Origin of the sequence: Vibrio sp. FF266, assembly GCF_041439695.1 — a bacterium.
In the GTDB taxonomy this organism is placed as follows: domain Bacteria; phylum Pseudomonadota; class Gammaproteobacteria; order Enterobacterales; family Vibrionaceae; genus Vibrio; species Vibrio tasmaniensis_A.
On the sequence record NZ_JBGOOO010000004.1, the window covers coordinates 203,080 to 229,489 of the forward strand.

The 26,410-nt window shown below is 44.1% G+C and carries 22 protein-coding genes; 14 read left to right on the top strand and 8 right to left on the bottom strand.

The window, feature by feature from the left end; genetic code table 11:
- Window positions 1-54: 54 nt before the first annotated feature.
- Together dsbB and nhaB are read right to left on the bottom strand one after the other, a co-directional pair.
- Window positions 55-579, bottom strand: coding sequence for a disulfide bond formation protein DsbB (gene dsbB, locus ACED59_RS05555; protein ID WP_009848624.1), 525 nt, complete (start codon window positions 577-579; stop codon window positions 55-57).
- Between the two features lie 131 nt (window positions 580-710).
- Window positions 711-2,303: a Na(+)/H(+) antiporter NhaB gene (gene nhaB / locus ACED59_RS05560; protein WP_009848623.1), complete on the bottom strand. Its 1,593-nt coding sequence runs from the start codon at window positions 2,301-2,303 to the stop codon at window positions 711-713.
- A gap of 641 nt (window positions 2,304-2,944) precedes the next feature.
- Here nhaB and fadR point away from each other — a divergent pair.
- Complete coding sequence (gene fadR / locus ACED59_RS05565) at window positions 2,945-3,784, top strand: fatty acid metabolism transcriptional regulator FadR (protein WP_009848622.1); 840 nt, start codon at window positions 2,945-2,947, stop codon at window positions 3,782-3,784.
- Window positions 3,785-3,925: 141 nt separating this feature from the next.
- Here fadR and ACED59_RS05570 read toward each other — a convergent pair whose 3' ends face one another.
- Both ACED59_RS05570 and metG read right to left on the bottom strand, forming a co-directional pair.
- Entirely contained in the window at window positions 3,926-4,405 is a 480-nt protein-coding gene (locus tag ACED59_RS05570) for a DUF1456 family protein (protein WP_017099045.1), read from the bottom strand.
- Window positions 4,406-4,625: 220 nt separating this feature from the next.
- On the bottom strand, window positions 4,626-6,686 hold the full coding sequence (gene metG / locus ACED59_RS05575; protein ID WP_017099044.1) for a methionine--tRNA ligase: 2,061 nt from the start codon (window positions 6,684-6,686) through the stop codon (window positions 4,626-4,628).
- A 158-nt stretch (window positions 6,687-6,844) separates the two neighbouring features.
- On the opposite strand from metG, the gene apbC reads away from it, so the two are divergent.
- The 3 genes from apbC to ACED59_RS05590 all read left to right on the top strand — a co-directional run bounded on the left by apbC (window position 6,845) and on the right by ACED59_RS05590 (window position 11,101).
- Entirely contained in the window at window positions 6,845-7,921 is a 1,077-nt protein-coding gene (gene apbC, locus ACED59_RS05580; RefSeq protein WP_009848619.1) for an iron-sulfur cluster carrier protein ApbC, read from the top strand.
- Between the two features lie 269 nt (window positions 7,922-8,190).
- A complete protein-coding gene (gene udk / locus ACED59_RS05585) occupies window positions 8,191-8,832 on the top strand; it encodes a uridine kinase (protein WP_004734002.1) in 642 nt (213 codons plus the stop codon).
- Between the two features lie 106 nt (window positions 8,833-8,938).
- Entirely contained in the window at window positions 8,939-11,101 is a 2,163-nt protein-coding gene (locus ACED59_RS05590) for an AsmA family protein (protein ID WP_017099043.1), read from the top strand.
- A gap of 224 nt (window positions 11,102-11,325) precedes the next feature.
- On the opposite strand, the gene cobO is transcribed toward ACED59_RS05590, so the two are convergent.
- The gene (gene cobO, locus ACED59_RS05595; protein WP_029224060.1) at window positions 11,326-11,931 is read right to left on the bottom strand and encodes a cob(I)yrinic acid a,c-diamide adenosyltransferase; all 606 of its coding nucleotides are present in this window, start codon (window positions 11,929-11,931) and stop codon (window positions 11,326-11,328) included.
- Window positions 11,932-12,015: 84 nt separating this feature from the next.
- On the opposite strand from cobO, the gene ACED59_RS05600 reads away from it, so the two are divergent.
- Window positions 12,016-12,465, top strand: a complete 450-nt coding sequence (locus ACED59_RS05600; RefSeq protein WP_017099041.1) for a low molecular weight protein-tyrosine-phosphatase — start codon at window positions 12,016-12,018, stop codon at window positions 12,463-12,465.
- A gap of 110 nt (window positions 12,466-12,575) precedes the next feature.
- On the opposite strand, the gene ACED59_RS05605 is transcribed toward ACED59_RS05600, so the two are convergent.
- Entirely contained in the window at window positions 12,576-14,123 is a 1,548-nt protein-coding gene (locus ACED59_RS05605) for a SulP family inorganic anion transporter (protein ID WP_017099040.1), read from the bottom strand.
- 261 nt (window positions 14,124-14,384) lie between these two features.
- A complete protein-coding gene (rne, locus tag ACED59_RS05610; RefSeq protein ID WP_017099039.1) occupies window positions 14,385-17,537 on the bottom strand; it encodes a ribonuclease E in 3,153 nt (1,050 codons plus the stop codon).
- A 618-nt stretch (window positions 17,538-18,155) separates the two neighbouring features.
- Between rne and rluC the strand changes: the two genes are divergently transcribed.
- Window positions 18,156-19,100, top strand: a complete 945-nt coding sequence (rluC, locus tag ACED59_RS05615) for a 23S rRNA pseudouridine(955/2504/2580) synthase RluC (protein WP_017099038.1) — start codon at window positions 18,156-18,158, stop codon at window positions 19,098-19,100.
- Between the two features lie 252 nt (window positions 19,101-19,352).
- Here rluC and ACED59_RS05620 read toward each other — a convergent pair whose 3' ends face one another.
- A complete protein-coding gene (locus tag ACED59_RS05620; RefSeq protein WP_017099037.1) occupies window positions 19,353-19,934 on the bottom strand; it encodes a nucleoside triphosphate pyrophosphatase in 582 nt (193 codons plus the stop codon).
- A 149-nt stretch (window positions 19,935-20,083) separates the two neighbouring features.
- Here ACED59_RS05620 and yceD point away from each other — a divergent pair, with 149 nt between their 5' ends.
- The 8 genes from yceD to fabF all read left to right on the top strand — a co-directional run bounded on the left by yceD (window position 20,084) and on the right by fabF (window position 26,319).
- Window positions 20,084-20,611: a 23S rRNA accumulation protein YceD gene (yceD, locus tag ACED59_RS05625; protein ID WP_004733994.1), complete on the top strand. Its 528-nt coding sequence runs from the start codon at window positions 20,084-20,086 to the stop codon at window positions 20,609-20,611.
- 44 nt (window positions 20,612-20,655) lie between these two features.
- On the top strand, window positions 20,656-20,826 hold the full coding sequence (gene rpmF, locus ACED59_RS05630; RefSeq protein ID WP_004737376.1) for a 50S ribosomal protein L32: 171 nt from the start codon (window positions 20,656-20,658) through the stop codon (window positions 20,824-20,826).
- 9 nt (window positions 20,827-20,835) lie between these two features.
- A complete protein-coding gene (gene plsX / locus ACED59_RS05635; RefSeq protein ID WP_012603565.1) occupies window positions 20,836-21,861 on the top strand; it encodes a phosphate acyltransferase PlsX in 1,026 nt (341 codons plus the stop codon).
- A gap of 5 nt (window positions 21,862-21,866) precedes the next feature.
- Window positions 21,867-22,817: a beta-ketoacyl-ACP synthase III gene (locus ACED59_RS05640; RefSeq protein ID WP_010437276.1), complete on the top strand. Its 951-nt coding sequence runs from the start codon at window positions 21,867-21,869 to the stop codon at window positions 22,815-22,817.
- 80 nt (window positions 22,818-22,897) lie between these two features.
- On the top strand, window positions 22,898-23,821 hold the full coding sequence (gene fabD / locus ACED59_RS05645) for an ACP S-malonyltransferase (protein ID WP_012603567.1): 924 nt from the start codon (window positions 22,898-22,900) through the stop codon (window positions 23,819-23,821).
- Between the two features lie 25 nt (window positions 23,822-23,846).
- Window positions 23,847-24,581 carry a 3-oxoacyl-ACP reductase FabG gene (fabG, locus tag ACED59_RS05650; protein ID WP_029222897.1) on the top strand — a complete coding sequence of 245 codons (735 nt, stop codon included), beginning with the start codon at window positions 23,847-23,849 and terminating at the stop codon, window positions 24,579-24,581.
- Window positions 24,582-24,747: 166 nt separating this feature from the next.
- Window positions 24,748-24,981, top strand: coding sequence for an acyl carrier protein (acpP, locus tag ACED59_RS05655; protein WP_012603569.1), 234 nt, complete (start codon window positions 24,748-24,750; stop codon window positions 24,979-24,981).
- A 93-nt stretch (window positions 24,982-25,074) separates the two neighbouring features.
- Window positions 25,075-26,319: a beta-ketoacyl-ACP synthase II gene (fabF, locus tag ACED59_RS05660; protein ID WP_004736554.1), complete on the top strand. Its 1,245-nt coding sequence runs from the start codon at window positions 25,075-25,077 to the stop codon at window positions 26,317-26,319.
- The last annotated feature ends 91 nt before the right edge of the window (window positions 26,320-26,410 follow it).

Below are 26,410 nucleotides of genomic sequence, written 5' to 3' on the forward strand. Positions count from 1 at the left end.
TAAAAAGTCGACGTAATGTCGACTTTTTCGTTTCTTAACATGATGTGCTAATTGTTAGTCATTCTTCGATTTAACGAATTGAGAAATCACTACAAAACCGAAAGCAACCAAGTTACCCGCGAAGATAATCACTAGCCATTGAGGCATTGAAAGTTCTAAGAACTGCCATACAACCTTGCTGCAGTCGCCGTAGGCCTCAAACATCCACGGAGCCCATTGGTTTAGAGGTGCCCAGCTAGGGAAGGTCACGAACAGGTCACAGGTAGCGAAAGGAGACGGGTTAAACTGGTAGTCAACGTGCTCTAAAGCAAGCATCAACCCTTTATACGCACCTAACCCCCAACCAAGTAGACCTAGCCAACGTGAAATCGGATTATGCGGGGCAATAGCACCAATCATTGCTGCGATGCCGATAGCGAGCATAGCAACGCGCTCGTAGATACACATTACGCAAGGGCCAAGCATCATCACGTGCTGAAAGAAAAGAGCACATGCTTCAAAAAAGACAATAAAAGCCAGCAGTAAAAGCCAAGATAAACGTCCCTTAGAGAAGTCTTTGAGCATTGCAAAAAAGTTCACGAATTTAATCCTGTCAATAAAATAAAAAAGCCCTGATTACTCAGAGCTTTTTATCTTGGATAAGTTTCCTAATCAACTAATATTTTTGATTAGTTAGATGCACCTATTGTGTTTAGCGATAGAAATCCGGGTTAGTGGCCACCGGAGATAACTGGAGCTACCACTTCACCCGTACGGTGAATGATCCAACCTGCATCATAGAACCATGCTGTCATCGGTTCTACGAAGAACACAATACCGGCAAGGCCAACAAGTGCTAATACGAGAGTATATGGCAAAGCCATGATGACCATGCGGCCGTAAGACAGTCGAATTAACGGAGCAAGTGCTGACGTTAATAGGAATAGGAATGCAGCTTGGCCGTTTGGCGTAGCAACAGAAGGTAGGTTGGTACCTGTGTTGATAGCAACAGCAAGCAGATCAAATTGGTCACGAGTGATGACGCCTTCAACCAGAGCTGTTTTAACTTCGTTGATGTAAACCGTACCGACGAATACGTTGTCTGAAACCATCGACAAAATACCGTTGGCTACGTAGAAGAGTGCGAGCTGTGCGCCTTTATCTTCAACGTGAAGTACGGCATCGATTACTGGCTTAAATAGAGCCTGGTCGATGATTACAGCAACAACCGCGAAAAAGACGGCAAGAAGTGCAGTAAATGGCAGTGCTTCTTCAAAGGCTTTACCCATCGAGTGTTCTTCAATTACACCTGTAAACGCTGTAGCTAAGATGATCACTGAAAGGCCAATCAAACCGACTTCAGCGACGTGAAGCGCAAGGCCAACAATAAGCCAAACTGCGATTGCACTCTGAACCCATAGTTTAGCTACATCTTGTTTTGTACGATTTGCGCGTTCTTTGTTGTCAAATTCAACTAAGATTTGGCGAACGTTATTTGGCAGCTCTGCACCGTAGCCAAACACTTTGAATTTCTCGACAAGTGCACAAGTTAAAATACCACAGAAGAAAACAGGCAGTGTTACTGGCAGCATGCGGATGATAAATTCACCGAACTCCCAACCCGCTTGCTTAGCAATTACTAAGTTTTGTGGTTCACCTACCATGGTCATTACACCACCCAGAGCAGTACCAACACCGGCGTGCATAAGTAGTGAACGTAAGAATGCGCGGTAGTTTTCAAGGTCATCACGTGTTAGCTCAGAGATCTCTTCATCATGAGTATGATCGTGCGCAGACGTTGTGCCCTTACCTGATGCAACCTTGTGGTAGATAGAGTAGAAGCCCACTGCAACGCTAATGACTACGGCGATTACTGTCAGCGCATCTAGGAAGGCAGACAAGAATGCTGCGGCGACACAGAAAGCGACAGAGAGTAGAATTTTGGATTGGATACCGAGCAGGATCTTCGTAAAAATGAACAGAAGTAGTTCTTTCATGAAGTAGATGCCAGCAACCATGAATACTAGTAAGAGTAATACTGGTAGGTTTGCTTGTAGCTCATGATAAACCATTTCTGGTTTAGTCATGCCAATGGCGACGGCTTGAATTGCCAATAAGCCACCGGGTTGGAGAGGGTAGCACTTTAGAGCCATAGCTAGAGTGAAAATAAACTCAACCACTAATAGCCAGCCCGCAACAAATGGGTCAACTAGGAAAAAAACAAACGGGTTGATGATTAAAAAGGAAATGATGGCAAGTTTATACCAATCAGGAGCTTTACCAAGGAAGTTTTTGATAAAAGCGTTTCCGAGAGACATCGGCATGTTAATACTCTTTTATGTTGATTATGAATAGACAAGCAATACAACATTTTGAGAATCGAGCTGTAGGTTTAGTTAAAACCTATAACTAACAGTGACTTAGAAAAACTACATTCCATGTAATGTTCTGTGGTCTTGCCAAGTCACTCCCTTAGAAACTCAAGCACTGCTTATTTTTGAGCGCAACTCTACTCTTAGATAACATTTAGTCAACAGGAAAACCCCTGTAGCACTAAAAATACCTCTTTTTTGTTGAGAAACGCGATCAAAGTAGCGCAAGCATACCACTTAAAATGTGATAAAAACCGACTAGAATCAATATTTCAGCGAAATGATTAAAATTTACAGAATAACGACGGCTTATATATGATTATTACAACTTAATATTGCAAATTAATAGATTTAAAAATATGACCAATCTCATTGATTTTAAAAAGAATTTGTTGTGTTAATGGTTTGTTTAAATGATGATTTGTAGTCGCTTGCTATCCAAACCTTGAGTGCAAACGTGTGCTGAACTTTAGAGTTTTAACTCTACTTGGGTTTTGAGTGCGTAAAATTTTTTGGGGGTATTTCCGCAGGGTGTTAACTAGTGGTATGATGAGTAAATTAGAACAAAATAATTAAATTGGATTGAAGTGTAGATGGTCATTAAGGCAAAGAGCCCGGCAGGATTTGCAGAAAAGTATATCATTGAAAGTATTTGGAATGGCCGTTTCGCTCCAGGTTCTATCTTGCCCGCAGAGCGTGAGCTTTCTGAGCTGATTGGTGTTACACGTACTACGCTTCGTGAAGTACTTCAGCGTCTTGCTCGTGATGGTTGGTTGACAATCCAACACGGTAAGCCAACTAAAGTTAATCAGTTTATGGAAACGTCAGGTCTTCATATCCTTGATACATTAATGACGTTGGACGTTGATAACGCAAGTAAAATGGTAGAAGACCTGCTTGCTGCTCGTACTAATATCAGCCCTATCTTTATGCGTTATGCATTCAAAGCAAATAAAGAGGCTTCAGAGCGTACGATTACTAACGTAATTGAATCTTGTGAATCTTTACTTGCGGCACCTACTTGGGATGAATTCTTAGAATCGTCGCCATATGCTGACAAGATCAAACAATCGGTGAAAGAAGACGTAGAAAAAGATGAAGCGAAGCGTCAAACGATCTTAATTGCTAAAACTTTTAACTTCTACGATTACATGCTTTTCCAACGTTTAGCATTCCATTCAGGTAACCAAATTTATGGCCTGATCTTCAATGGTGTTCGTAAGTTGTACGACCGTGTTGGCAGCTACTACTTCTCTAACCCAGAAGCTCGTCGTTTAGCCATGGAGTTCTACAAAAACTTGTTTGTTATTTGTGAAAGCGGTGAGCGTGAGAATTTACCACTTGTGATTCGTAACTACGGTATCGCAAGCGCACAGATTTGGAACGAGATGAAGACAACGTTACCGACAAACTTTACTGAAGACGACAGCTAAGTCTTTTCATAAAAGTATTGTTCGGTTGTTTTACTTATTGAGTAAACGACGTAAAGAAACGAAAAAGCGGCGAGATAATCAAATTATCTCGCCGCTTTTTATTTATTGATAGTTGGTGAAAACGTATCAATAGGCAGTAACTTACCCTGCAAACTCTTCTGAGTCTGGACGGTTAGTAAATTGCACGCCATTTAGAAAATCGCAAAGTAGTTGGTCTTCACATACTTTGTAGTTCTTGTTCTCTGGCTTACGGAAGTAGGCACCAATCTCGTACTTACTTAGGCTGATGCCTACCACTTCTAATATATCTAATACATCTTCTGCTTTCATGTTCAACGCAATACGCAGCTTCATGAAAATCATGTTGTTAGTCAGAGCAACTTCAGGTTTAGGTTGAACACCTTCTTTTTTGCCACGCTTAATATTGATAAAACCATTTAGGAATACCGCTAACTCTTTATCTTTCATCTTAGAGCATGACTTGTCGTTGTCGTCTTTTAGCCAATTAATCACTTGGTCATGAGCAACGGTCACATCAGCTTGCTCGATAGCTTTAATGATCTGTGCATTTTTAAGGTTTAGCGCGTGTTGAATACGACGCAAGATTTCGTTGTTAGTCACTGGGGATTCCTAAAAAGGGTTTGAAGAGTAAAAGGTGTTGGTTAGCCCGTTATTGTCGGCAAACAAATTTCTACTCTACATAGCATAGTTGACGGCGACTCTAACAGAGAACGCTTATTTTCGGTAGATATAAAAAATCCCCAATGCTTATCAACTCATTCAAGTTAAAAGTGCATTAGGGATTTCGCTATGAGTGCTTGTTATCTGACTGAAGCCAGAGCTACATTACACGCATGCCAGGTTGAGCACCTTCGTGTGGTTCAAGGATCCACAAGTCACTGCCACCAGGACCAGCAGCTAGGATCATGCCTTCAGACATACCAAACTTCATCTTACGAGGTTTAAGGTTTGCTACCATGACAGTTAGTTTGCCTTCTAACTCTTCAGGTTTGTACGCTGACTTGATACCAGAGAATACTTGGCGAGTTTCACCACCGATGTCCAGTTGGAACTTCAGTAGCTTGTTCGCTTTTGGTACTTCTTCACATGAGATAATACGAGCAATACGCATATCGACTGCTGCAAAGGCATCGAATTCAATCTCGTCTGCGATTGGCTCTTTGTCTAGCTCAGTTTGGCTTGCTTGCTCTTTTTCAGCTTCTGCTTTTTCTTTCGCAGCGGCTTCTGCGGCTGCATCTTCTTTAGAAGACTCGATCATTGCTTCTACTTTCTTCGGTTCAATACGGCTAAACAACGCCTTGAACTTAGTGATTTCGTGATCAGTTAGCGGAGTAGCAATCGCTTCCCACGTAAGCTCTTCGTTTAGGAAAGCCTCAGTGCGAGCCGCAAGCTCTGGCATAACGGGTTTCAGGTAAGCCATTAGCACGCGGAATAGGTTAATACCGACAGAAGAAACTTCTTGAAGCTCTTTCTCTTTACCTTCTTCTTTTGCAAGAACCCAAGGTGCTTTTTCGTCGATGTACTGGTTAGCTTTATCAGCTAGTGCAGTAATTTCACGGATAGCGCGGCTGAACTCACGAGTTTCGTATAGCTGACCGATACGCTCTGCAGCAGCAACGAATTCGTTGTATAGCTCAGGTTCTGCAAATTCAGCAGAAAGCTTGCCTTCGAAATGCTTAGTGATGAAGCCAGCGTTACGAGAAGCTAGGTTAACAATCTTGTTTACTACATCCGCGTTTACACGTTGAGTGAAGTCTTCAAGGTTAAGGTCAAGGTCATCGATACGGCTGTTTAGCTTAGCAGCGTAGTAGTAGCGTAGACACTCAGGGTCTAGGTGATTTAAGTACGTACTTGCTTTGATGAATGTGCCTTTCGACTTAGACATTTTCGCACCGTTCACCGTTACGTAGCCGTGTACGAATACGTTGTTTGGCTTACGGAAACCAGCGCCTTCTAGCATTGCAGGCCAGAATAGGCTGTGGAAGTAAACGATGTCTTTACCGATGAAGTGGTAAAGCTCAGTTGTGCTGTCTTTCTTCCAGTATTCGTCAAAGTTTAGATCGTCACGCTTGTCACATAGGTTCTTGAAAGAAGCCATGTAACCAACAGGAGCGTCTAGCCATACGTAGAAGAATTTGTTTTTCTCGCCTGGGATTTCGAAGCCGAAGTAAGGTGCATCACGTGAGATATCCCACTGTTGCAGACCAGACTCGAACCATTCCTGCATTTTGTTTGCAGTTTCATTCTGTAGAGAACCAGAACGAGTCCACTCTTTAAGCATGCTTTCGAACTGAGGTAGGTCGAAGAAGAAGTGCTCAGAATCTTTCATTACTGGAGTTGCGCCAGAAACCGCTGATTTAGGGTTAATTAGCTCAGTTGGGCTGTATGTCTCACCACAGTTATCACAGTTATCACCATACTGGTCTTCTGACTTACACTTAGGGCAAGTACCTTTTACGAAGCGGTCTGGTAGGAACATCTCTTTCTCAGGATCGAAAAGCTGAGAAATAGTACGGCTAGAAATGAAGCCGTTCTTTTTAAGTTCTAGATAGATGTGAGAAGCCAGTTCACGGTTCTCTTCGCTATGTGTGCTGTGGTAGTTATCAAAGCTGATATCAAAGCCAGCGAAGTCTTTTTGGTGCTCTTCACTAACAGCAGCGATCATCTCTTCTGGCGTGATACCCATCTGTTGAGCTTTAAGCATAATTGGCGTGCCGTGAGCATCGTCAGCACAGATGAAGTTTACAGTGTTGCCACGTAGACGCTGGTATCGAACCCAGATATCAGCTTGGATATGCTCAAGCATATGGCCAAGGTGAATAGAGCCGTTAGCGTACGGAAGCGCACAAGTTACCAAAAGTTGTCTTGGATCAGTTGCCATACTTAATAATTCGCTTTTTTGATAGGTATAAATTTTGAGAGGTAATACTACTTTATAACGTGTGATACGCCAAGGTATCAGACAAAGGATTCCCCTAGTTTTTTAGGGGTTCAGTCTTCATCTCGTGGGTGATAGCATAAATAAAAAAAGGAGCCCCAATGCGTAACTTTACTTCTAAGCAAGATTTCTGTTCATGGTTGAATGAGTTCGAGTCACCAATCCTCATCCCAGAGTGGGCGCTACACCAAAATATTGTATCGGTTGATCCGCGTGGGTCATTTGTTATTACCTTGCCTTTTGCTGCCAATCAGCTCGCGGTTGAACTGGAACAGTGGATCCACTCCCAGATTGAACAGCAACTTGTTAGCGCTTTTCAGTTTGAAGTAAAAGTGAAGCCGTCTGCGCTAGAAACAACAGTCGCGACACCTTTGAAGGGCGTTAAGAACATTATCGCCGTGACGTCGGCAAAGGGTGGGGTGGGTAAATCGACAACTTCGGTAAACCTTGCGCTTGCGTTATCTAAGTCAGGTTCAAAAGTGGGCTTGTTGGATGCGGATATCTATGGTCCATCTGTGCCGATGATGCTCGGTCAACTGGATGCAAAGCCAGAAGTGCAGAACAACAAATGGATGATGCCAATCGAGGCGCACGGCATTTTTACGCATTCTATTGGCTATCTTGTGTCGAAAGATGATGCTGCAATCTGGCGTGGCCCAATGGCAGCGAAGGCTTTAGGTCAGCTCGTGAATGAAACCGTATGGCCAGAATTGGATTACCTTGTTATCGACATGCCACCGGGTACGGGTGATATTCAGCTAACGCTTTCGCAGCAGATCCCAGTGACGGGCGCGGTTGTGGTGACCACCCCTCAAGATTTGGCATTAGCCGATGCGCGTAAAGGTGTGGCGATGTTTGATAAAGTGAGCGTGCCAGTGGCAGGCTTAGTGGAAAACATGAGCTACCATATCTGTAGCCACTGTGGCGAGAAAGAGCATATCTTTGGCGCTGGTGGCGCGGAAGCCATGTCAGAAGAGTTTTACCTCGATATCTTAGCGCAAATTCCGCTGCACATTGATGTACGGGAAGATATTGATGCAGGTTGCCCAACCGTTATACGTCGTCCAGACAGTGAACACACGCGTCATTACTTAGAGCTTGCTGAGAACGTGGCTGCGAAGATGTTCTGGACTGGTAAGGCGAGACCAGAGGCGATTAACTTCTCGATGGTTGAATAGCGATGGTTGAATAGCAATGGTTGATCACAAAGGTGTGTAAATCATGTTTGGGTGAGATAAACAACGGTTGATTAGGTGGATAGCCATAGGGCTTGTGCATATAGTTGTATTTAAGTTATTTGAAAGCAAACGATTGTTTTAAGTAAATGTATTGAGATCATCAATTTGACTGCAATTAGCTAACATCGCGACTAGAATCTATATGCTTTAGCCCCTATAATCAGGCGGTTTATCTCTTCCCACCACCAAACCATATCGGGTGCAAATTAATGTCTGATAATAATCAATGTGTCATCGTAGGTATCGCTGGCGCTTCAGCTTCAGGAAAAAGCCTGATCGCGAGTACGATTTATAATGAGCTGCGCGAAAAAGTAGGCGACCATCAAATTGGTGTTATCACGGAAGATTGCTATTACAGCGACCAAAGTCACTTGAGTATGGAAGAGCGAGTTAAAACTAACTACGACCACCCAAATGCACTAGATCATGACCTTTTATGCGAACATCTACAGCAGCTAATGAGTGGCAATGCCGTGGAAGTTCCTGAATACAGCTACACAGAGCACACACGCACTTCTGAAACGACTACACTTACTCCTAAGAAAGTGATCATTTTAGAAGGTATTCTGCTTCTGACAGACCCGCGTCTTCGTAAACTAATGCACGCAAGCGTATTTATGGATACACCGTTGGACATCTGTCTACTACGTCGTGTTAAGCGTGATGTAGAAGAGCGTGGTCGAACAATGGATACGGTACTTAAACAATACCAAGAAACAGTACGCCCAATGTTCATGCAGTTTATCGAGCCTTCAAAACAACATGCAGACATCATCGTTCCTCGTGGTGGTAAAAACCGTATTGCGATTGATGTGCTAAAAGCGCATATTGCGAAGTTGTTGAAGTCTTAATCGAATAAAATTTTGCCTAAGTGACTCACTTAGCTTTATTTTTTACCGAATCAGTGGCACTTTTATAGTGCCACTTTCTTTTGGAATCTAAGCAAGGAATATGCGGATGAAGAAACTACTCATTTTCATAGCTGTACCAGTGTTTGTTGTCGTTGCAGCAATTCTGGCACTAGTGCTGTTAGTGAATCCCAACCAATTTAAGCCATTAATTGTCGAACAAGCCCAAAAACACACAGGCCTAGAGCTCGTGATCGAGGGTGATATCAGTTGGCAATTCTTCCCATCTATTGGCTTCGAACTTGGTCAAACTGAATTACGTAACCCTGAAGGGTTCACTCAACCAAACCTGTTTAAGGTTGATACGGTTGGCGTTGATGTTTCGGTTACTCCGCTATTTAGCAATCAACTAGAGATCGGCAATATCACTCTAGATGGTGCAGAATTTTATTTAGAAACGCTTAAAGATGGTCGCAAGAACATCGATGCGCTCACACAAGCGTCTGCTCCTAAGGAGTCTGAACCTGCAGCGGATACAAGTTCTGAAGCAACACCGGCGCCTCAAGAGCAAACTTCTACAGACACATCTGGCTGGACGATCAATCTTGCAGGTGTAACTGTCTCAAACGCATTGTTTGAGATGGACGACAAGCAAGCAGGTTCATTCACTAAGCTATACGATGTGTCTTTGAGTCTTTCTGAGTTTGCCGTTGATACATGGACGACCGCGACGTTTGCGGCTTCTGGTGAAAACAACCAACAGAAGTTCTCTGCAAATGGCAGTGCTGAATTCAAATTAGCGGAAGGCTTTGCAAGCTACGCATTACGAAATATTGACCTTAATGCGAAGTTCAATGATCCAGCAACATCGATCGAGTCAGCGAAGATTGGCTTAAATACGTTTGAGTTCGATAAGGTTAACCAACTGACTTATGCGGTGATTGGTAATGCTGCTGGTCTTGACCTTGATCTTAAAGGTGGCGGTGACTTAACTGTCGATAGCGCGATCTCAAAAGTTACACTGAACAAGTTAACATTAGACTCAACATTCAAAGGTGAAACGCTTCCTCAATCACCAATGAAAGTGGATATGCTGTCTGACTTAAGCTTTGATCTAACTAAGAGTCACTTGAGCTTTGCGCTAGAGAAGCTGCAAGCTAACGCTATCGCACTAGACGGTAAAGCGGACATCACTTTATCTGAAATACCAAAGGTTCGTTTTTCTCTTCATAGCCCGAACATCGATTTAGATGAGTTCTTAGGCCTAGGTAATACATCAGAAACAGCGAGTGCTGCGCCTTCTGATTCTGCTGGTGGCTCAACTTCAAATACTGCAGCTTCTTCGACGTCAAGTTCAGATAACTCGGCTCCTGCGAAAGAAGTAGAACCTGATCTGTCAGCTCTGAAAACGCTCGATGTGAAAGGTAATATCACAATCGATAAGTTCAAGGCGAACAACGCAAAAATGCAGAACGTGAAAACTGCGTTCTTAGTTAACCGTGGTATCGCAGATCTGACATCGTTTACCTCGAATCTTTACCAAGGCTCTATCTCGGCAACAGCACGATTAGATGCACGCAAGACGCCTGCGACTTACACGGCTAAGAAAAAGATTAAAGGCGTAAAAGTACAACCGTTACTGGTTGACGTAGCGAACAACGATACGCTGGAAGGTACCGGTAATATCGATGTTAACGTTAAAGGTAAGAGCTTGACGCCAACAGGAATCAAGAAGAACTTGGTGGGTACTATTGCGATTAACTTTGAAGATGGTGCGGTTAATGGCATCAACATCGCGCAACTGATTAGAGAAAACTACGCTAAGATCAAAGGCGAAAAAGTCGAAAGCAAAGATGAGTCTCAAAAGACAGATTTTAGTGCAATGAAAGCAACACTCAAGGTTGATAAAGGTTGGGTTTCAACGAATGACTTATCGGCACAATCGCCTCTTTTACGCGTGACAGGTCAAGGTAAAGCAAACTTCATCAATGAAACGGCCGACTTCCTGGTTCGCACGTCAATTGTTGGTTCGCTTGAAGGGCAGGGTGGTAAGAGCATTGATGATCTCAAAGATGTGACGATTCCAATTAAGGTAACCGGCCAGTGGGCTGACCCGAAATTTGGGCTTGTTTTTGATGATGTGTTGAAACAGAAAGCTGAAAAAGAGATTGATCGTGGTATTAAGAAACTTGAAGAAAAATACGGTGACAAGATCAAAGATGAGAAAACTAGAGATGCAGTCAATGGTTTACTCAAAGGCTTGTTTAACTAATCGCTACTTTAAATAAATAGCATATAAAAAGCGCCATTCCTTATTACGAGGAATGGCGCTTTTGTTTGGCATCGATAATACTCAAGAAAGATTCCCTATTGCACTCGTCCCTGGTTTTAGGGAATGACGATCGGTGCTCGTCCTTATTTAGGGGAGTAACACTGAAGAGTCGTCATCCTCGAGAGGGAAGAATGACCGAGTCGGGGATCTCTGGTTGAATGCAATTACCAGTCAACGCCTTGCAGAGCTTTTACACCGGATTCGAAAGCGTGTTTAACGTTACGAACTTCAGACACGGTATCGGCCATGTCCGTTAAAGTGCGATGCGCTCCACGGCCTGTGATGATCACTGATTGCATTTTAGGACGGTTATTCAGAGCTTCTACCACTTCATCCAATTCAATGTAGCCGTAACTCACCATATAAGTCAGCTCATCAAACAGAATCACATCAATCGACTCATCAGCTAGCATGCGTTGGCACTCTTTCCATACGCGCTGTGCGGCTTCAATATCTTTCGCCTTATTTTGAGTTTCCCAAGTAAAGCCTGTACCCATCACTTGGAACTCTACATCGAGTTTTTGAAGAACGTTCTTTTCACCGTTATCCCAGGTTCCCTTTACAAACTGAGCAACGGCACATTTCTTACCGTGACCGACTGCACGTGTAATCGTACCGAAACCTGATGTCGATTTCCCTTTCCCGTTGCCAGTAATAACCAATAACAGTCCTTTCACTTCTTGCGCTGCTGCAACACGTGCATCGACTTGCTCTTTTACTTTCTGTTGTCTTGCTTTGTGGCGTTGTTCTTTGTTGTCTTCGGTCGACATAACAAATCCTTTTAAGTTGTGATTACGCCTATCATAGCCTAACTTAACGATAGCAAAAACCATCGGAAGAACAGGTGATTATGGATGAAAAAGATACTCGTGGTTTGTATGGGGAATATTTGTCGTTCGCCAACAGGTGAAGCGGTGCTGAGAAAGAAAGCTCAGCAGATGGATATTAATGTAACGGTCGACTCCGCTGGGACAATTGGCTTTCATCAAGGCAACGCGCCAGACTCACGTTCAAAATCAGCAGGAGAGAAGCGAGGCTACAGCTTTAAAGGGATTACTTCTCGTAAAGTGGTAGATAATGACTTCGAAGAGTTTGACCTGATACTTGCGGCAGACAAGGCGAATTTAGATGACTTAGTGAGCCAGTGTCCAGTTCACCTTCAATACAAGCTCGCGTTATTTTTGAGTTTTGGAGAGTCACAATATCAAGAAATTCCCGATCCTTATTATGGTGAGGGGAATGGCTTTGAATTAGTGTTGGATTTAATCGAAGAGTCGAGCGAAGCGATACTGCGTTCAATATAGTGTAGAGGCTGTGTTCTTGGTGGGCGATAAAGTATCAAGGTTCATCGATATAAAAAAGGCCGACATTGAATGTCGGCCTTTCTAAATCTAGCTTTAAGCTATGACTAAGCTTACTTAGACATTACTTTGTAGATTGGGTCTTCTGCAACGTTCGCTTCAACTAAGCTACCCGCTTTGTGCAGCATAGCAACACAGTCTTGGCTTAGGTGGCGAAGGTGAAGTGTTTTACCTAGTGCCGCGTAACGGTCAGCAATCGTGTCGATCGCTTCAATAGCAGAGTGGTCAGTAACGCGTGAGTTTGCGAAATCAACGATAACATCTTGTGGATCGTTGTATGAGTCAAACAACTCAAGGAAGTTAGCGGTTGAACCAAAGAAGATTGGACCGTTAACTTTGTACTCTTTAGAGCCTTCAGCGTTAACCGATGTGTCTGCGTAGATGTGCTTAGCATGTTGCCATGCAAACATTAGTGCAGAAGCTACAACACCCACACCAACTGCTACCGCAAGGTCTGTTAGTACTGTAACGACAGTTACAAGAACGATAACGAAGAAGTCTTGCTTAGGAACGCGACGTGCCAACTTGAAGGTTGCCCATTCAAACGTACCGATAACAACCATGAACATAACGCCCACAAGTGCTGCTAGAGGAATCATTTCAATCAGTGCAGAGCCGAACAGGATGAACATCAGTAGTGCAACTGCCGCTACGATACCTGAAAGACGACCACGACCACCTGAGTTTACGTTGATCATCGATTGACCGATCATCGCACAACCACCCATCGCGCCAAATACTGAACACGTCACGTTCGCCATACCTTGACCAACACATTCACGGTTAGATTGTCCACGAGTGTTTGTCATTTCGTCTAGTACGGTTAGCGTTAGTAGTGATTCGATTAGACCAATCGCAGCAAGAATCACTGCGTAAGGCAGGATGATGTATAGCGTTTCTAGGCTAAACGGTACTGCTGGAATAGATAATGTTGGTAGAGAGCCCGCTAGTGTTGCAGCTTCGTCACCAGACATAGTGCGTAGGAAATCAACAACAGTGCGAGTTTCAAGATCAAGGCCTACAACCAAAGCTGTTACTGTAACAATAGCTACCAATGAAGAAGGTACTGCTGTTGTTAGCTTAGGTAGGAAGTGGATGATAGCCATTGTAAGGGCTACTAGACCTAGCATTAGTGTCATTTGACCGCTTGGTAACCAAGTTAAGGCACCTGTTACGTCTGGCGCTTTAAATTGACCAAGCTGAGCAAGGAAGATAACAATAGCCAAACCGTTCACGAAACCAATCATTACTGGGTGTGGAACGATACGGATAAATTTACCTAGCTTGAATACACCCGCTGCAATTTGCAGAAGGCCAGCCAGCATAACTGCCGCAAAGAGGTATTGAACGCCGTGGGTTGCTACTAGGCTCACCATTACTACAGCCATTGCGCCTGTTGCACCAGAAATCATACCTGGACGACCGCCGAAGACAGAAGTAATTAAACCTACGATGAATGCTGCGTAAAGACCAACCATTGGGTCAACGCCTGCAACGAAGGCGAATGCTACGGCTTCAGGTACCAGAGCTAAGGCTACGGTAAGACCTGAAAGCACATCATTTTTTACAGAGTGCTTTGAAAATTGTGGGAATTCGAACATGTTTGCTCAGCTATGCTTAAAATGGGTTTACCGACACGAGTGTATTGCGTAGCCAAACAGTGATGAAAAAGAGCGGCAATAGCTAAGTGTCGAAAATATAAGTGCGCGAATGCTACCCAAAAATGTGATTAAGTTCAAGGTTGAACCCTATTTTGAGTAATATATCTATTATAACTAATCGGAACTGTGGATATAAAAAAAGGGCGACTTATGAATAAGTCGCCCTTAGATAGTTCTCTGCAGATTACTCTGCGAAGCTCATTAGTATTGAGGTTTAGTCATGCCTGCGCCGGCTTTATTTGACGCTGCTTGGCTACCTGCACCTTTCGATACAAAACGCTCAGTACGGAATGGAGCCGCAACAACTTGAATCTCTTTGATCTCTTGAGGACCAGGAGCTTTAGTCATTGGTGAACCTGCTTGTTTTTTAGCAACCGCTGCCTTTGGTGCCGCTTTAGGAGCTTCTACTTTTACAACAGGCGCTTCTTCAACTTTTGCACTTTCAGCTTTAGGTGCTTCAGCTTCAACAACTGGTGTTGTCTTTTCTACTGCAACAGGCGCTTCGACTTTCGTCGCTTCTACAATCACTGGAGCTTCAACTTTTTCAGTTTCAACAACCACTGGTGCTTCTTCAACGACTACAGGAGCTTCAACTACCGCAGGAGCTTCAGTTACCTGAGTTTCAACGACAGTTTCAGCTTCTTCACGGCGGATAATGACTTTACCCATCGCAAGTTCAGGACATGCAAAGCCGCCAGCCATAGCTGTGTTACTTTGTGGTGCCGTCTCTTGAGCTACGTTTTGCTCTTGTACAGCAACTTGAGTTTCAACTGCTACTTGAACTTCAGCCACTTCAGGTTTTGCCTGATTATGGTGAGGTTTTGGAATGAAGCGAGGCATCACTTTACCCATAGCCATCTCTGGAGAAGCTACACCACCTTTACGTAGGCGGAATGGGTTAGGACGACGATCACGACCGCGACGACGACGTTGACCACTTGCACGTAGGTGACGTGGAGAACGACGGTTGCGACGTTGCTTCGGCTCTTCCTGTTCTGTTTGTTCATCAGCGTTTGCTTGAGTTGCTTCTACTTGTTCCGCAACTTTTTGCTCTTGAGCTACTGATTGTTCTTTCGCAATAGACTGTTCTTTAGCAACAGCAGACTCATTTGACGAGTTTTCTGCAGCTTCAGCTTGTTGGTCTTTAATACGAACTTGTTTGTTCAGTTTACGACGCTGACGACGCTCTTTAATCTTAGCTGCTTTAGCTTCTGGCTTAGCCTTAGGCGCTTCTAGTTTATCAGCTTGAGCTTCTGCCGCTAGCTGTAGACCTTCTTCTGCTAATTTAGATGGTGCTAGCTCTTCGCGTTGCTTCTGCTCATCACGTGGCTTATTGCGACGGTCTTGCTTAGGCTTACGAGGCTGGCGATTTTGCTGTGGAGCAGTTTCTTTCTGCTCTTCAGGTTTCTCATCACGAACTGGTTTACGACGGCGTTTGTTGTCACGGTTTTCGTTACGATTGTCACCACGCTCACCACGTTGTTCACCACGGTCACCACGTTGGTTACGACGACGGTTATCGTTACGATCACGGCGTTGACGGTTGCCGTTGTTGCGATTGTTCTTAGGTTTCTCTTCTTGCTTCTCTTCTTCTTTTTTCTCTTCTTGAGTTGAAGAGCCAAATAAGAAGCTACCGATAGCTTTGAAGAAACGACCAACTAAACCTGGTTCTTGAGTCGCTGCTGATTCAGCTTTTTTCTCTTCTACAGCTTTAGGTGCTGGAGCTGGAGTCGGTGCTGATTGAGCAGGAGCTGCGAAGCCTTTAAGAGCTGGCTCTTCGATCTTCTTAGGACGAATAGTCTGTTCTGCAGGCTCTTTGCTTTCTGCTTCTTTTAGAGCTTCTAGCTTGGTAGGCAGCAAGTAAGACAGTAGGTCGAACTCTTCACCTTCACGAACACGGATAACCTCAAAGTGCGGTGTTTCCATGTCAGAGTTAGGAACTACAGTGATCTTAACTTCTTGGTTCTTCTCGATGTGGTTTACTGAGCGACGTTTTTCGTTCAATAGGTAAGAAGCGATAGGAACAGGGACTACAGCAAGAACTTGCGCAGTGTTGTCTTTTAGAGCTTCTTCTTCGATCAGACGTAGAACAGATAGTGCTAGAGATTCGTTATCACGAACAACACCAGTACCTGTACAACGAGGACAAATATGGTGGCTTGCTTCTGCTAGTGATGGACTCAAACGTTGACGAGACATCTCTAGAAGACCAAAGCGAGAAATACGACCAATCTGAACACGTGCGCGATCTAAACGAACGGCATCACGTAGACGGTTTTCTACTTCGCGTTGGTGGCGAACCGGAGTCATATCGATAAAGTCGATAACAACAAGACCACCTAGGTCACGTAGACGTAATTGACGTGCAATTTCATCGGCTGCTTCTAGGTTAGTGTTAAGTGCTGTTTCTTCGATATCGCCGCCCTTTGTTGCACGAGCAGAGTTGATATCGATAGAAGTCAGAGCTTCTGTTGGGTCGATTACGATAGAACCACCAGATGGAAGACGAACTTCACGTTGGAAAGCAGATTCGATCTGGCTTTCAATCTGGTAATGGCTGAATAGTGGTACTTCACCATCGTATTTCTTAACGCGATTCATGAAATCTGGGCGTATTAATTGAATGTGCGCTTGTGCACGTTCAAAAATAGTATTGCTGTCGATTAGAATCTCGCCAATATCACGACGTAGATAGTCACGAATCGCACGAACGATAACGTTACTTTCTTGGTGAATAAGGAAAGGAGCTGCATTTGAATCAGAAGCTTGCTTGATAGCGCCCCAGTGATTCAATAGAACGTTCAAGTCCCACTCTAGCTCTTCTGCACTTTTGCCTACACCCGCTGTACGCACAATTAAGCCCATACCTTGAGGAAGCTCAAGAGTGCTTAATGCTGCTTTCAGTTGAGTGCGTTCATCACCTTCGATACGACGAGAAATACCGCCAGCGCGAGGGTTATTTGGCATAAGAACTAAGTAACTACCCGCCAAAGAGATGAAAGTTGTCAGTGCAGCGCCTTTGCTACCACGTTCTTCTTTCTCAACTTGTACGATTACTTCTTGTCCTTCTCTTAGCACTTCTTTAATGCTAGGACGGCCTTGGTATGTATAACCTTCAGGGAAGTATTCGCGGGCAATTTCTTTAAGAGGGAGGAAACCGTGACGTTCTGCGCCGTAATCAACAAATGCCGCTTCTAGGCTTGGTTCAATACGGGTAATACGTCCTTTGTAGATATTCGCTTTCTTTGATTCGTGACCTGGACTTTCGATATCTAGATCGAACAGTCGCTGGCCATCAACCAAAGCGACACGCAACTCTTCTTTTTGAGTTGCGTTAATTAACATTCTTTTCATTTAGAAATTCTCATTGTCTTTTCTTATTTTCATCATTGGTCTTATCGCTTTAGTTCGTTTCTCATGGTGCCAGATCCCATGGCTTTATCGGTGCAGCCTCCCGGCTGGAGAGGGATGCTCTGGGGCACGTCAGTCATCATAGGGAGTTAGCCTATGATCCGCGATGTGGCGGTGAATACTCAACATGAGTGTACGTGAGTAGAGCGATAAGGAACTCAGTTGACCGTGTCTTACGCCGATTGCAGCACTGTCTAATCTGAGTCATCTACTCATTTACTTGCTTATGAATGGTTAGCTGTTTAAATATTAGTCAATCCATTGATAGCAGCTGTGAACTATAGCAGTGGTCGGTAAACACAGCAATCTGCTTTGTCGTAATGCGGTAAAAAAAACAGTTTTTGTTTGGGTTTTGATAGCTCTAACTCACTGTCTATAAATAATTTATCAATTGATATTTTAATTTGCAGGAAGCTTGGTGCTTTTTTGTTCGGAGAATCAAAGAAATATAGAACTTCAATGACCTTTTAGGGATAGAGTCGCAGGGATTTTAGGTAAATAAGTTCAGAATAGGGTTAAGAAAATCTCAATTATCAAAAGTGACAGTGATACAATAACCCAATGAGCGAAATTAGAACCCAAGTCCAATTTGTCGACATTGACGAAGATATGGCTGGTCAGCGTATTGATAACTTCTTACGCAACCAATTAAAAAACATCCCGAAAAGCATGATTTACCGAATCGTGCGTAAAGGCGAAGTCCGCGTTAACAAGAAACGTATCAAGGCTGAGTACAAACTAAAAGCTGGCGACTTAGTACGTATCCCTCCCGTTACTATTGAAGAGAAAACGGAAGAGAACGTACCGAGTACGAAACTCAATAAGGTTTCGGAATTGGAACAGTGCATCATCTATGAAGATGATCACATGCTGATTCTCAATAAACCATCAGGTACTGCGGTTCATGGTGGCAGCGGCTTGAAGTTTGGCGCGATTGAAGCATTGCGTGCTCTTCGCCCTGATGCTCGTTTTCTTGAGTTAGTGCACCGTATTGATAGAGATACGTCTGGCATTTTGCTTGTTGCTAAGAAGCGCTCGGCGCTAAGACACCTTCAAGCACAGTTCCGTGAAAAAACGGTTCAAAAATACTATTTCGCTCTAGTGATGGGCGAATGGAAGAACAGTTGTAAAGTCGTCAACGCACCTTTGTTAAAAAATGAAGTGAATAGCATTGTTCGAGTGAACCCGAATGGTAAAGCTTCTGAAACCCGCTTTAAGGTTTTAGAGAAATTCCAAGAGGCGACGTTGATTCAAGCTAGCCCAATTACAGGCCGTACACACCAAATCCGTGTGCACGCTCAGTATACTGGTCATCCAATAGCTTGGGATGATCGTTACGGTGATCGCCGTTTCGATGCTTATACGGGTAAAGTAGGACTGAATCGTCTGTTCTTACATGCAGCCAACATCAAGTTTACCCACCCGGGTAGCGAAGAGAAGATGGATATCTCGGCGCCAATGGAAAGAAGGCTAGAGAAAGCCTTAACTGGTTTACGTAAGCTTTAAGAAGATACGAGATATTTCGTGAATTGAGTATCGATGCATCAAATGGAAAAGGTTGACGAATATCGTCAACCTTTTTTTGTTTTCATATGTTGCAGAAGCTCCCCAACTCGCTCGTTCCTCGCTCTTGAGGATGACGACTTTTTAAGGTCACGTTCTATATCATTAGCGGATTAGATAAAATTGCGCGTTCCGTCACTCCCTAGACTGACGAAGGAAGGAGTAGGGAATCTCCAACAGAGTGGTAAGTATCGCTTACAACACGTTCATTCCTTGTGCCTCAAGCATATCGACTAAATCGATCAGAGGTAAGCCGATCAGCGTGTTTGGGTCTTTACCTTCCATCTGTTTAAACAATGCAATACCTAACCCTTCGCACATAAAACTGCCCGCGCAGTAATAAGGCTGCTCTTTCTCAACATAAGAAATGATCTGTTGCTCAGTTAAATCGCGGAAATGCACAACAAAGGTGTCGAGACGCGTGTCAGCTTTATTGGTCTCGCTGTTCCATACCGTTATCCCAGTATAGAAAGTGATGCTCTTACCACTTTGACGAGACAATTGCTCAATCGCTTTCTCACGAGTATGAGGTTTGCCAATGATTTCTTCGTCAATCACACATACTTGATCGGAACCAATCACTAGGCTTGGTTGTTCGACAGCACAAGACTTGGCTTTGGTTTCAGCAAGACGCATTACCAATTGTTGAGGAGTCTCTTCTGGAAGTGGCGTTTCATCGCAGTCAGGTTTCGCTGTGACAAAGTCTAACTGTAGTTTTTTGAGGATCTCTTGCCTAAATGGAGATGTAGAAGCTAAAACTAGTTGGTAATTTCTCATTTTAATTTACAATTCGTGTAAGCATTTAGTTCAGGATAACGTAACTTAGCCTGCTATTCATAATGCTCTGAACAGGAAAGGTAGGAAAGTACATTTTTTTTGCCATTTCCTTTGACTAAACACGATTTGGAAGATAAGATTCGCGCCCTATGCAAAAGGAAAAAATACCGCGTACAGTTGATCCGGCAAGAACGGCTCAAAAACGACTCGATATGGATGGTATCATTCAAGTCAGTCTTTTAAAGCGTTTAACCGAAACAACTGAAGGCGTAAAACGTGACGCGCAAGTCTCAATGTCATTTGGGCTTGATGAACAACGATTAGTCGTTATCTCTGGTAAAGCTAACGTCGAAGTCGATTTAGAGTGTCAACGTTGTAATGAGGTTTTCGCACATGAGTGCGATGTCCAATTTACTTATACTCCTGTTTACAGCGAGAAAAGTGAAGAGGAAGCACCGGAAGAGTACGATTTGGTAGATCTGAACGAGTACGGTGAGTTAGACCTGATTCAATTAGTTGAAGACGAGTTCATCCTTGGATTGCCACAAATAGCAATGCACGACGATGCGAAATGTAGCGTTAACTCAAATAACTTGGTGTTTGGTGAACTTCCTGAAGAAATTGAGGAAGATAAAAAGCCGAATCCATTTGATGTTTTAAAAAACTTAAAGAAGTAACTTATTAGTAAGTATCTTTAAGAATTTACATAGGAGTAGGGTCAATGGCCGTACAAAAGAGCAAGAAATCACGTTCAATGCGTGGCATGCGTCGTTCACACGATGCGCTAACTACAGCTGCACTTTCTGTAGACGCAACTTCAGGTGAAACTCACCTACGTCACAACGTGACTGCCGAAGGTTTCTACCGCGGCAAAAAGGTTATCAACAAGTAAGGTTGACCTTTGCAAAATCTAACCGTTGCGCTTGATGCAATGGGCGGGGACTTCGGTCCTCGTGTTACAGTGCCTGCCGCCGTGCAGGCACTGTCGTATTTCCCAGAGCTAAAAGTCATTCTAATAGGTGATCGAAACGCGATCACATCTCAATTATCTTCATTAGGTCGAATGCCTGATTCTCGTTTGAGTATCCAGCATTGTGATCGAGTTATTTCCAATTCTGAAAAACCTTCACTGGCCCTACGCAACAGTCAGGGTAGCTCTATGCGTGCTGCTATCGATCTGGTTGCCGAGTCACAAGCTGATGCTTGTGTGAGTGGTGGCAACACCGGCGCACTGATGGCGTTATCTCGTTTCCGACTCAAACTCCTTCCTGGTATTGATAGGCCTGCATTGGTTTCAGCTTTGCCTACCGCTTCTGGCAACCGTACATGGATGCTTGATTTAGGAGCGAACGTTTCTAGTGACGCGGATTCACTGTTTCAGTTTGCCGTAATGGGCAGTGCATTAGCAGAACAACATTTAGGTCGCGTGCCTCGTGTCGCTATCTTGAATATCGGCGCTGAAGAAATCAAAGGCAATGACCTTGTAAAACGATGCGCTGAAATGTTGTCGAATACTCAGTCTGTGAACTTCATAGGCTATATTGAAGGTAATCAATTACTTCAAGATGCTGCTGATGTCGTCGTATGTGATGGTTTTGTGGGCAATGTCTGCTTAAAAACGTGTGAAGGTACGGCTCAGCTCTTTATTGATAAGCTAAAAACGCGCATGATGGCTTCAACAATAAAGGGTTGGATCGCCAGAATGTTGTTTTCTGAGCTATTTACTGAATTAAAAACCTTGAACCCCGACCAGTATAACGGCGCAAGTTTGTTAGGATTGCGCGGCATTGTCATTAAAAGCCATGGAAGTGCTGATGTGTCTGCAGTCGTCAACGCGATTGGTGAGGCAGTACACGAGGTCAAACGACAAGTCCCCAGTCGCATTAGCGATCGTTTGGAAGCGGTTTTACTCGAGAGGCATTATTAGTCTTCATGTATAGCAAAATTTTAGGTACTGGCAGCTACTTGCCATCTCAGGTGCGTACTAACGCAGACTTAGAGAAAATGGTAGAGACTAGCGATGAGTGGATCGTTGCTAGAACAGGTATTAAAGAGCGTCGTATTTCAGCGGAAAACGAAACTGTTGCGGATATGGCGTTTTACGCTGCTGAGAATGCCATTGAGATGGCAGGTATCGACAAAGAAGATATTGATTTAATCATTGTTGCGACAACCAGCAGTAGCCACACATTTCCGTCTTCGGCATGTCAGGTACAAGGCAAGCTTGGTATCAAAGGCTGCCCTGCGTTTGATTTGGCTGCGGCGTGTTCTGGTTTTGTCTACGCACTGTCTGTTGCTGATCAACACATCAAGACTGGCATGTGTAAGAACGTTTTGGTAATCGGTGCGGATGCACTGTCAAAAACCTGTGATCCGACTGACCGCTCTACTATCATCTTATTTGGTGATGCTGCAGGTGCGGTGGTTGTTGGCGCAAGCGAAGAGCCAGGTATTTTGTCTACTCACATTTACTCTGACGGTAAATATGGTGAGCTTCTAAGCCTAGAAGTTCCAGAGCGTGGCGGTGATGCGGACAAATGGTTGCACATGGCGGGCAACGAAGTATTTAAAGTGGCGGTAACTCAGCTTTCTAAGCTAGTGAAAGACACATTAGCTGCGAACAATATGGATAAGTCAGAGCTTGATTGGTTAGTTCCACATCAAGCGAACTACCGTATTATTTCGGCAACCGCTAAAAAGCTGACGATGTCGCTTGATCAAGTTGTGATTACTCTTGATAAGCACGGCAATACGTCGGCAGCTACCGTACCAACGGCCCTTGATGAGGCTGTTCGCGACGGGCGAATTAAACGTGGCCAAACGCTTCTACTTGAAGCATTTGGCGGCGGCTTCACTTGGGGTTCTGCGTTAGTTAAATTCTAACCCCAAGCGATAATCAACAAACAAGGCACATAACTTATGTGCCTTATTCAATTTTTTGCTTTGCTTAAAGGAAAATTACTATGAGCAAATTTGCTATCGTATTCCCAGGCCAAGGCTCTCAAGCTATCGGTATGCTTGCTGACCTAGGCGAACAGTATGATGTTGTTAAAAAGACATTTGCTGAAGCTTCAGAAGCACTTGGTTACGATCTATGGGCATTGGTTCAAGATGGTCCAGTAGAAAATCTAAATGAAACTTTCCGTACTCAACCGGCTCTACTTACAGCGTCTGTTGCAATCTGGCGTGTATGGCAAGAGCTTGGTCTAGAGCAACCTGCAAACCTAGCAGGCCACAGCCTAGGCGAATACTCTGCACTAGTGTGTGCGGGTGTTATCGACTTTAAAGAAGCGATCAAGCTAGTTGAGCTACGTGGTCAACTGATGCAAGAAGCGGTTCCTGCGGGTGTTGGTGCAATGTACGCAATCATCGGTCTAGATGATGAAGCGATTGCTAAAGCGTGTGAAGAAGCGGCACAAGACGAAGTTGTGTCTCCAGTTAACTTCAATTCACCTGGCCAAGTTGTTATCGCGGGTAACAAAGCAGCAGTAGAGCGCGCTGGTGCACTATGTAAAGAAGCGGGCGCTAAACGTGCACTTCCTTTACCAGTATCTGTGCCGTCTCACTGTGCCCTTATGAAGCCTGCAGCAGACAAGCTAGCGGTTGCTCTTGAAGCTCTAGAGTTCAACACGCCGGCACTGCCTGTTATCAATAACGTTGATGTTATTGCTGAAACAGACCCGGCAAAAATCAAAAGCGCACTTGTTCGCCAGCTGTACAGCCCAGTTCGTTGGACTGAAGGCGTACAAGCTATGAATGAGCAAGGCGTAGAGAAGCTACTAGAATTAGGCCCAGGTAAAGTTCTTACCGGTCTAACAAAACGAATCGTAAAAACTATGACAGCTGCTGCAGTTAATGACACTGCATCACTAGAAGCTGCTAAGTAAATAAACACTTAATAGAGAAGTTATGATGAATTTAGAAGGCAAAGTTGCACTAGTTACAGGCGCAAGCCGTGGTATCGGTCGTGCAATCGCTGAACTTTTAGTTGAGCGTGGTGCTAAAGTTATCGGTACTGCTACGTCTGAAGGCGGCGCTGCTGCAATCAGTGAGTACCTAGGTGAGAACGGTAAAGGTCTTGCTCTTAATGTAACGGATGTTGACTCAATTGCAGCTACACTGAAAACCATCAACGATGAATTCGGTGCGATTGACATTCTGGTTAACAACGCAGGTATCACTCGTGATAACCTACTTATGCGTATGAAAGACGATGAATGGAATGACATCATCGATACTAACCTAACGCCTATCTTCCGCATGTCTAAAGCTGTATTGCGTGGCATGATGAAGAAGCGTCAAGGACGTATCGTAAACGTTGGTTCTGTAGTCGGTACTATGGGTAATGCTGGTCAAGCTAACTACGCAGCTGCAAAAGCAGGCGTAATTGGTTTTACTAAATCAATGGCTCGTGAAGTTGCGTCTCGTGGTATTACAGTGAACACTGTAGCACCTGGTTTCATCGAAACTGACATGACTAAAGCGCTAAATGATGACCAACGTGCAGTAACTTTGGCGAATGTACCAGCAGGTCGACTAGGTGACCCTCGCGAAATCGCTGAAGCTGTGGTATTTTTGGCGTCACCTGCGGCAGCTTATATCACAGGTGAAACACTTCACGTCAATGGCGGTATGTACATGGTGTAAATTATGTGCAACATTTGTGCATGATTTAAGTCAAGATCATACGTAATTTCGGTTAAAATCGTGAAAATTGTGGTTTGACCAGAAAAGTTGACCTTGCAACTTTCAATAGATTGAATAAACTACGGAAAACATCGCATAAAGCGAACTCTGTAAAGGAAAAGAAAAAATGAGCAACCTCGAAGAACGCGTAAAGAAAATCATTGTTGAACAGCTAGGTGTAGACGAAGCTGAAGTTAAAAACGAAGCTTCTTTCGTTGATGACCTAGGTGCAGATTCTCTAGACACAGTTGAGCTAGTAATGGCTCTAGAAGAAGAATTCGACACTGAGATTCCAGATGACGAAGCTGAGAAAATTACTACTGTTCAAGCTGCTATCGATTACGTAACTAGCGCTCAGTAATAATCTCTCCCAGGCGGTCACCTCGACCGCCTGTGTTTTATCTAACTCATCTATCCTCATCTTAAATCACCTCAATCCCCGGAGTGTAATATCGTGTCCAAGCGTCGTGTAGTTGTCACTGGCATGGGTATGTTGTCGCCGGTAGGCAACACTGTAGAATCTTCTTGGAAAGCCCTGCTAGCTGGTCAAAGTGGTATCGTTAATATCGATCATTTTGACGCAACCAATTTCTCAACTCGTTTTGCAGGTCTAGTTAAAGACTTTAACTGCGAAGAGTATATGACTAAAAAAGATGCTCGTAAGATGGACTTGTTCATCCAGTACGGCGTCGCAGCAGGTATTCAAGCTTTAGATGATTCAGCCCTAACTATTACTGAAGAAAACGCTCCTCGTGTAGGCGTTGCTATCGGTTCTGGTATTGGTGGTCTTGGTTTGATCGAAGCCGGTCACAAGGCTCTAACTGAAAAAGGCCCTCGTAAAATCAGCCCGTTCTTCGTACCGTCGACGATCGTGAATATGATTGCGGGTCACATGTCTATCATGCGTGGCCTACGCGGTCCAAACATCGCGATCTCTACAGCATGTACGACTGGCCTACATAACATTGGCCACGCGGCTCGTATGATTGCATACGGCGATGCTGACGCAATGCTAGCGGGTGGTGCTGAAAAAGCATCGACACCACTAGGTATGGGCGGTTTTGGTGCGGCTAAAGCACTGTCTACTCGTAACGATGAGCCTCAAAAAGCTTCTCGTCCATGGGACAAAGGCCGTGACGGCTTCGTTCTTGGTGACGGTGCAGGCATGATGGTTCTTGAAGAGTATGAACATGCTAAAGCTCGTGGCGCTAAGATTTACTGTGAGCTAGTTGGCTTCGGTATGTCGGGTGACGCTTACCACATGACATCTCCAAGTGAAGATGGTTCTGGTGGCGCACTAGCAATGGAAGCGGCTATGCGTGATGCTGGCATTACTGGTGAACAAATCGGTTATGTTAACGCACACGGTACTTCGACTCCTGCAGGTGACGTAGCGGAAGTGAAGGGCATCAAGCGTGCTCTTGGCGAAGCAGGCAGCAAGCAAGTCTTGGTTTCTTCTACGAAATCAATGACTGGCCACCTTCTAGGTGCTGCGGGTTCTGCTGAAGCGATCATCACTGCGATGTCTCTAATTGATCAAATTGTTCCACCAACAATCAATTTAGATGATCCTGAAGAAGGCTTAGATATTGACTTAGTACCTCACACTGCGCGTAAAGTTAGCGGTATGGAATATGCTGCATGTAACTCATTCGGTTTCGGTGGTACTAACGGCTGTTTGATCTTCAAAAAGATTTAATCATCTTATATAAGAGTCAAACATCGTAGATAGTCATAATTAGAACTGTTTTTAAACGGCTCGATGCTTTAGCATTGAGCCGTTTCTTTTT